This window comes from Pseudomonas sp. GM80, from assembly GCF_000282515.1.
GTDB lineage: Bacteria > Pseudomonadota > Gammaproteobacteria > Pseudomonadales > Pseudomonadaceae > Aquipseudomonas.
In genome coordinates this window covers 1-6,880 of the sequence record NZ_AKJD01000215.1, presented here as the reverse complement: position 1 = coordinate 6,880, position 6,880 = coordinate 1, and the positions used below count along the sequence as shown (strand labels likewise).

The following is a 6,880-nucleotide window of genomic DNA, read 5'->3' as shown; positions in this document are numbered from 1 at the left end:
AGGCTGCGATCTTTTAATGTTGTTTTTCAGGATCAAAAGATCGCAGCCTGCGGCAGCTCCTACAGGGAAAACGGCTGTTCCGTCAAATTGTGGAAAACAAATTCCCCAAGCTGCCAAAGCGCGACATATAGACGCTGCAAATAGCTGTTTTTCCACAGTTTTGACTTGTCCCCGGTTACTGTGGAACTGGCTGTGAATAACGTGGGTGTATCTGGCTGAACGCCTTGTAATCCGTGGCTTACAAGAGTGTGGTTGTTTTTTGATCAGGTGTTTTTACGCGAGCTGAAGGCGTCGTTGTCAACCTTTTTTTGGACATCGCCTCAGAGGCAATTCAGTGGCAGCGACCCTGTGGATAAGTCTGTGATTAAACTCTGGAAAGACCTCGCTGAGGGCCGTAATTACTGGCCTCGCGCAATCACTGTGCTGACCGGCCAGTCGTGCAGAATGCCATGTGCCGCACATCTGCCGCTTCAGGGTCAAGCAAAAAACTTTCTATTTCCCCCGCAAAGCCTTGTGTGGCGCGGCTTTGCGCGTTTGCACTTGCCCCCGGAAACTGTGGAAGGGACTGTGGATAACATGCGTGCATATGGCTACAGGCCACGGCCTGTATAGCGTTGCGAAGGTTGATCATTTTTTGTTCGATCATGTAGGAGCTGCCGAAGGCTGCGATCTCTTGATCTTGAAAAACAACATCAAAAGATCGCAGCCTTCGGCAGCTCCTACATGGAGGCGGTGGTTGCCCGATATTCGCGGGCCGGGCATGCTGCTGGCTGATTTTCTATTCCAAGGGCTGCTCCGGTGGCCGAAGCAAGGAGAACACGATGTCCAACACCCTGTTTATCACCGGCGCAACGTCCGGATTTGGTGAAGCCTGCGCCCGTCGTTTCGCCGAGGCTGGCTGGAAACTGGTGCTGACCGGCCGTCGTGAGGAACGCCTTAATGCGCTGTGCGCCGAATTGTCGAAGCAGACCGAAGTGCATGGCCTGGTGCTCGACGTGCGTGATCGCAAGGCGATGGAAGAGGCGATTGCCAACCTGCCGCCGTCCTTCGCCAAGCTGCGTGGCCTGATCAACAACGCCGGTCTGGCGCTGGGCGTTGATCCTGCACCGAAGTGCGATCTGGACGATTGGGACACCATGGTCGACACCAACGTCAAAGGTCTGATGTACGCCACGCGTTTGCTGCTGCCGCGTTTGATCGCCCATGGCCGTGGCGCCGGCATCGTCAACCTCGGCTCCATCGCCGGCAACTACCCGTATCCGGGCAGTCACATCTATGGCGCGACCAAGGCGTTCGTTAAACAGTTCTCGCTGAACCTGCGCTGCGACTTGCAGGGCACTGGCGTACGGGTCAGCAACATCGAGCCAGGTTTGTGCGAGAGCGAGTTTTCGCTGGTGCGTTTTGCCGGCGATCAGGAGCGATACAACGCGACTTACGCCGGTGCCGAGCCGATCCAGCCGCAAGACATTGCCGAGACGATTTTCTGGGTGATGAATGCGCCGGCGCACATCAACATCAACAGCCTGGAGTTGATGCCGGTAAGCCAGACCTGGGCTGGCTTTGCCATTGAGCGTAACAAGGCCTGATACCGCGTTACGGCCAATCGCTGGCAAGCCAGCTCCCACAGGTTTATTGGCGTACACAAATCTTGTGAACGGCTCGATATTTGTGGGAGCTGGCTTGCCAGCGATGAGGCCAGAACAGGCAAAAAATGCCGATAAGGTAAACTCCCCTCGCAACAACCCAACCGCACCCCGCGGTTTTCAAGGTTTTTCGAGGAGTTAAAGTGAGTAACCGAGGTGAGCAGGCACTGCTCAAACAATCGACCATTCTGATGTTCGCCGTGGCGATTGCCGGGATCGTCACCGGTTTTGTTTCAGGTTCGCAATCCATCCTGTTCGATGGTTTTTTCTCGCTGATCGCAACGTTCATCAAAGTCCTGATGCTGATCACCGCCAAGTTGATCGCCAAAAAAAGTAACCACCGTTTCCAGTTTGGTTTCTGGCATCTGGAGCCCATGGTGTTGGTGATCGAAGGCAGTTTCCTGCTGCTGATCGCGATCTACGCGTTTCTCAACGGTGTGTTTGGCATCATCAACGGTGGTCGGGAGATCGAACTGGGGCTGGTGATCATCTATGCCGCGGTGTTTACCGTTGTCGAGTTCGCCTACTTCTTCTACGTGCGCCGGCGTAACCGCAAACTCAAATCCAGTCTGATCCAGTTCGACAACATCAGTTGGCTGGTGGACGCGATGTTGTCCGTGGGCCTGTTGATCAGTTTCCTTGCGGCGCTGCTGCTCAAGTCCCAGGGCTATGGCCAGTGGGCGGTGTATGTCGACCCGCTGATTCTGATCGTGCTGGCCATGACCATGCTGCCACCGGCGTTCAAGATCCTTGGCCCGGCGTTGCGCGATGTACTGGGGATTGCCCCGGACACGCTGGATGATCAAGTGCGTCAGGTGATGGAAGAGACGAAGGTCGAGCATGGTTTCGACGACTACGTGTCATACGTGCAGAAGCACGGGCGGGCGCGGTTTATCGAGATCCATGTGGTGTTGCCGGCGGACTATGCGCTGAGCAATGTCGGGCAGCTGGATGCGTTGCGCGAGGCGATTTCGGCGAGGCTGGGCAAACCGGATGCGGCGCGCTGGCTGACCATCAGCTTCACCGGGGACAAGAAGTGGATTGCCTGATGTAACCCGGATCTCTGTTGAGAACACTGTTGTGGAGAAGGGGATTTATTGTGGCGAGGGGATTTATCCCCGTTGGGGCGCGAAGCGGCCCTAAAAAGAGCGGGGCCGCTGCGCAGCCCAACGGGGATAAATCCCCTCGCCACAGTAGATCTCCTCAGCACACTGGATCTCATGTGCCATGAGATCAGCGTAAATATTCAGCCAGACCGTGATAGCAAGTCGCAAGGTGATACGGCGTGGTCGAAGGCATGTCCTTGCGACTAACCTCACCCAACTCATCCCGGCACTCATACCAGCCACCCGCATGCAGAAACCGTTGCTGCAACGCCTGCAGTTGGCGCAGCACAACCGCTTCACTGCCCTGACGCAAGGTCAGCGCACGCAAATATTCCGCCTGAGCCCAGATCCGTTGGGTCGAATCTCGTGGACGTCCGTTTGATTCCAGATCGAGCATCGCCCGCACCGCGCCGGATGGCTGCACCACGCCGTATTGCTCGGTGAACGCAAACGCCCGATCCAGCGCTGCATGCAGTTTCGAACCACGCAACAACGCTGACGATTCGAGCAGGAAATACCATTCGAATTGATGGCCGGGTTCGTACCAGTTATCCACAGCCCCGAGCGGCTTCTCCATCAACACACCATGTTGCGGATCGACGAAGCGCTTGTGCATGGCTGTGCATAACTCCAGCAACACGGTCTGGGTCTGGGCATCTTCGCGAGCGGCTAGCGTGGCGAGGAAGGCTTCGGCCAAGTGCATCAAAGGATTCTGCAAAGGGCCGGTTTCCAGGGTGATCCAGTCACGATCAAGGCAGGCCTCGTACAAACCATCACCCGTGGCAAAGCGTCGCCCAATGATTTCCAGCGCCGCATTCAAGGTCGACTCGACCAGCGGATCGCCGGACTTTGCCCAGTAATGCGCGCAGGCGAACAGGATGAAGGCGTGGGTGTAGAGATCCTTGCGCTGATCTAGCGGCTTGCCCTGCGCGTCGATGCTGTAGAACCAGCCCCCGTGCTCGGCATCATGGAAATGCCGTTGCAGCGAACGAAACAGCGCCGCGGCGCGTACGTCAGCGTTATCCACAACCCCGATCAGACTGGAAAACAGATACAACTGGCGCGCGCAGGCCATCGCTCGATAGCGTTGCGCTGGCAGCGGTTGATGCGCGGCGTCCAGCGCCTCAAAGGGCAACGCCATGTCGGCGTTCCAGCCCGGACCTTGCCAGAGGGGCACGATCACGTTGACGAAGTGCTGTTGCACAGCGCCGAACAGGGCGGTCAATTCAGGCAGGGAGGTGGAGCGGGAAGCGTGGGGCATGGGCGGACGTCGTCACGGGCTGGGGCGATTGCGCGACATGGTAGCAGAGCAGCAGGCTTTAGAGTCTTGGCGTCTGATCGGCCGTCATCGCTGGCAAGCCAGCTCCCACAGGGATTTTCGGTGTTCACATGATTGGCGTACACCGAATAACCTGTGGGAGCTGGCTTGCCAGCGATGTGGCCGGAGCAGGCGCTAAAAAATCAGCCGGCCAGCAGCCAGGCGCCGGTGATTGCCGAAGCCGCACCTGCAAGACGCACCAACGGTGCAGCAGCCTGAGGCAGGAAACGCACCACGGCATAACCAGCGGCATGCAGTGCAGCTGTCGCGGCGACGAAACCGGCCGCATACGCCCAAGGGCTGCTCATGTCCGGCAACTCCAGGCCATGCGCCACACCGTGGAACAAGGCAAACACCGCCGTTGCCACCACCGCCATGGACAACGGCGGCCGCACCGCCAATGCCACAGCCAGACCCAGCGCCAACACCGACGCGGCAATCCCGCTTTCCAGCGCCGGCAATTGCAGCCCTTCAAAACCGAGCATGCCGCCCATCAGCATGGTGCCGACAAACGTGCACGGCAGCGCCCAACGCGCCGCGCCTTGCTGCTGCGCTGCCCAAAGTCCGACCGCAACCATCGCCAGCAAATGGTCGAGACCACCGATCGGGTGACTGATACCCGCGATCAAGCCACTGTCGCCATGCCCCGGGTGGGCAAAGGCCAAGGCCGGAGTCAGCAGCAGCGCAACCGCGCCAAGAATACGTTTGAGTGTCATGGATAAGCTTCCTTGTTGAGCAGTGAATCAGGCTGCGGTCAGCAGGCCCTGGCGTTCGATGAAGGCGATGATGGCTTCAAGGCCCTGACCGGTTTTCTGGTTGCTGAAGACGAACGGCTTGCCGTTGCGCATGCGTTGGGTGTCGCTGTCCATCATTTCCAGCGAGGCGCCCACCAGCGGCGCCAAGTCGATCTTGTTGATCACCAGCAGGTCGGACTTGCAGATCCCCGGCCCGCCCTTGCGCGGCAGCTTGTCGCCGGCCGAGACGTCGATCACGTAGATGGTCAGGTCGGACAATTCCGGGCTGAAGGTCGCCGACAGGTTGTCGCCGCCGGACTCCACCAGAATCAGATCCAGCCCCGGAAAGCGCCGATTGAGTTGATCGACCGCTTCAAGGTTGATCGAGGCGTCTTCACGAATCGCCGTGTGCGGGCAGCCGCCGGTTTCCACGCCGATGATCCGCTCGGGGGCGAGAGCTTCATTGCGCACGAGGAAATCGGCGTCTTCGCGGGTATAGATATCGTTGGTCACCACGGCGAGGTTGTAGCGTTCGCGCAGGGCCAGACACAGGGCCAGGGTCAATGCGGTTTTGCCGGAACCGACCGGGCCGCCGATGCCGACGCGCAGAGGTTGTGTGTTCATGAATGTTTCTCCTAGGAGCGAAAGAGGCGGCTGTACTGGCGCTCGTGGGCCATGCACGCCAAAGACAGGCCAAACGCGGCGCTGCCGATGTGTTCGGGATTGATTCGGCTTGCGTCCTGCTGCGCCTGTTGCAGCAGCGGCAGCAATTCGCTGGTCAGGCGCTGAGCTGCTTGCTGGCCCAGCGGCAGGGTTTTCATCAACACGGCGAGCTGGTTTTCCAGCCAGCTCCATAGCCACGCGGCAAGGGCGTCCTGCGGGCTGATGCCCCACGCGCGTGCGGCGAGCGCCCAGCACAAGGCCAGATGCGGTTCGGTGCATTGATCGAGAAAGTCACGAGCGCAGGCGTCGAGTTCCGGCAAACCGTTGAGCAGTTGCTGCAACGAATAGCCCATCTGCCGACTTTCCAGATGCAACTCGCGAGTCTCGCGGCTGGCGCGGTGGCTCTCACAGAGGATCAGCAACTCGCTCCAGTTTTCATCCGCCGCCGCTTGGCAATGCGCAAGTAACAGCGGCGCTTCAAAGCGCGACAGATTCAGCAGCAACTGATCACTGATCCAGCGGCGGGCGTCGTCCGGGTTTTTCACCCGGCCGTTATCCACCGCCATTTCCAGGCCTTGCGAATAGCTGTAGCCGCCAATCGGCAGCTGCGGACTGGCCAGGCGCAGCAGCGCCCAGGCCGGATTCACAGGCGTACGCCGAACTGATGGAGTTTCGGCGCGTAGTTGAAGTCTTCGTCGCCGTGTCGTGAATGGTGGTGGCCGCCGCCATAAGCACCGTGTTCCGGCTGGAACGGTGCTTCGATCGCCTCAACCTGTGCGCCGAGCTGTTCGAGCATGGCCTTGAGCACGTAATCATCGAGCAGGCGCAGCCAGCCATCGCCGACTTGCAGAGCGACATGCCGATTGCCCAAGTGATAAGCGGCGCGAGTCAATTCAAAAGCGTTGGCGCAAGTGACATGCAGCAGTTGCTCGGGGCGGGCACAGACGCGGACGATGCGGCCGTCTTCAGCCTGTAGGCATTCGCCGTCATACAGCGGCGGCTGGCCACGCTCCAAAAACAACCCGACGTCTTCACCTTCAGCACTGAAACAGCGCAGACGGCTTTTGCTCCGCGCTTCGAAGGTCAGGTGCAACTCGGCGGCCCAGACGGGTTGAGGGTCGATTCTGCGGTGAATCACCAGCATCGGGAAACTTCCAGCTATGGACAATGATTGGGTTAGAGCAAGGGGCTTGCCAATCGGACGAGATGTAGGAAATCCCTGTCGGAGCGTAGTGGATGTTTCAAGATGTTGCGGAGATTTGGAAGGTTTTGGTGCATGAAGGTTTTTACATGCACCAATTTGCAGCGGGCAAAAAAAGATCGCAGCCTTCGGCAGCTCCTATGTATGGACTCGCCCCATCATTCAACCGGCTTTTGAACACTGTTACCCGATTGCATCTATGTATAAGGCCTATT

Annotated in this window: 8 protein-coding genes; 3 read left to right on the top strand and 5 right to left on the bottom strand. The window is 58.8% G+C overall.

Features of this window, described 5'->3' with window-relative positions; genetic code table 11:
• Positions 1-821: 821 nt before the first annotated feature.
• Together PMI37_RS26940 and PMI37_RS26935 are read left to right on the top strand one after the other, a co-directional pair.
• Positions 822-1,586 carry an SDR family oxidoreductase gene (locus tag PMI37_RS26940; protein ID WP_008087168.1) on the top strand — a complete coding sequence of 255 codons (765 nt, stop codon included), beginning with the start codon at positions 822-824 and terminating at the stop codon, positions 1,584-1,586.
• A 200-nt stretch (positions 1,587-1,786) separates the two neighbouring features.
• Positions 1,787-2,692, top strand: coding sequence for a cation diffusion facilitator family transporter (locus tag PMI37_RS26935; RefSeq protein ID WP_008087167.1), 906 nt, complete (start codon positions 1,787-1,789; stop codon positions 2,690-2,692).
• Between the two features lie 184 nt (positions 2,693-2,876).
• On the opposite strand, the gene PMI37_RS26930 is transcribed toward PMI37_RS26935, so the two are convergent.
• From PMI37_RS26930 to ureE, 5 genes are all read right to left on the bottom strand, one after another.
• On the bottom strand, positions 2,877-4,010 hold the full coding sequence (locus tag PMI37_RS26930; protein WP_008087165.1) for an AGE family epimerase/isomerase: 1,134 nt from the start codon (positions 4,008-4,010) through the stop codon (positions 2,877-2,879).
• A gap of 200 nt (positions 4,011-4,210) precedes the next feature.
• Entirely contained in the window at positions 4,211-4,783 is a 573-nt protein-coding gene (locus PMI37_RS26925; RefSeq protein WP_008087163.1) for a HupE/UreJ family protein, read from the bottom strand.
• 27 nt (positions 4,784-4,810) lie between these two features.
• Entirely contained in the window at positions 4,811-5,425 is a 615-nt protein-coding gene (ureG, locus tag PMI37_RS26920; RefSeq protein WP_007939066.1) for an urease accessory protein UreG, read from the bottom strand.
• An 11-nt stretch (positions 5,426-5,436) separates the two neighbouring features.
• The gene (locus tag PMI37_RS26915; protein ID WP_008087161.1) at positions 5,437-6,111 is read right to left on the bottom strand and encodes an urease accessory protein UreF; all 675 of its coding nucleotides are present in this window, start codon (positions 6,109-6,111) and stop codon (positions 5,437-5,439) included.
• Positions 6,108-6,608, bottom strand: a complete 501-nt coding sequence (ureE, locus tag PMI37_RS26910; RefSeq protein WP_008087160.1) for an urease accessory protein UreE — start codon at positions 6,606-6,608, stop codon at positions 6,108-6,110. Before ureE ends, PMI37_RS26915 begins: the two co-directional genes overlap by 4 nt.
• Before the next feature lie 92 nt (positions 6,609-6,700).
• On the opposite strand from ureE, the gene PMI37_RS32330 reads away from it, so the two are divergent.
• Positions 6,701-6,880, top strand: a 180-nt coding sequence (locus PMI37_RS32330; protein ID WP_238552739.1) for a hypothetical protein, incomplete at its 3' end; no start/stop codon positions are given.

Bases quoted from the DNA above. Each gene is read 5' to 3' on its own strand.
- PMI37_RS26940 (WP_008087168.1), top strand. From the start codon at position 822: ATGTCCAACACCCTGTTTATCACCGGCGCAACGTCCGGATTTGGTGAA.
- PMI37_RS26930 (WP_008087165.1), bottom strand. From the start codon at position 4,010: ATGCCCCACGCTTCCCGCTCCACCTCCCTGCCTGAATTGACCGCCCTG.
- PMI37_RS26925 (WP_008087163.1), bottom strand. From the start codon at position 4,783: ATGACACTCAAACGTATTCTTGGCGCGGTTGCGCTGCTGCTGACTCCG.
- ureG (WP_007939066.1), bottom strand. From the start codon at position 5,425: ATGAACACACAACCTCTGCGCGTCGGCATCGGCGGCCCGGTCGGTTCC.
- ureE (WP_008087160.1), bottom strand. From the start codon at position 6,608: ATGCTGGTGATTCACCGCAGAATCGACCCTCAACCCGTCTGGGCCGCC.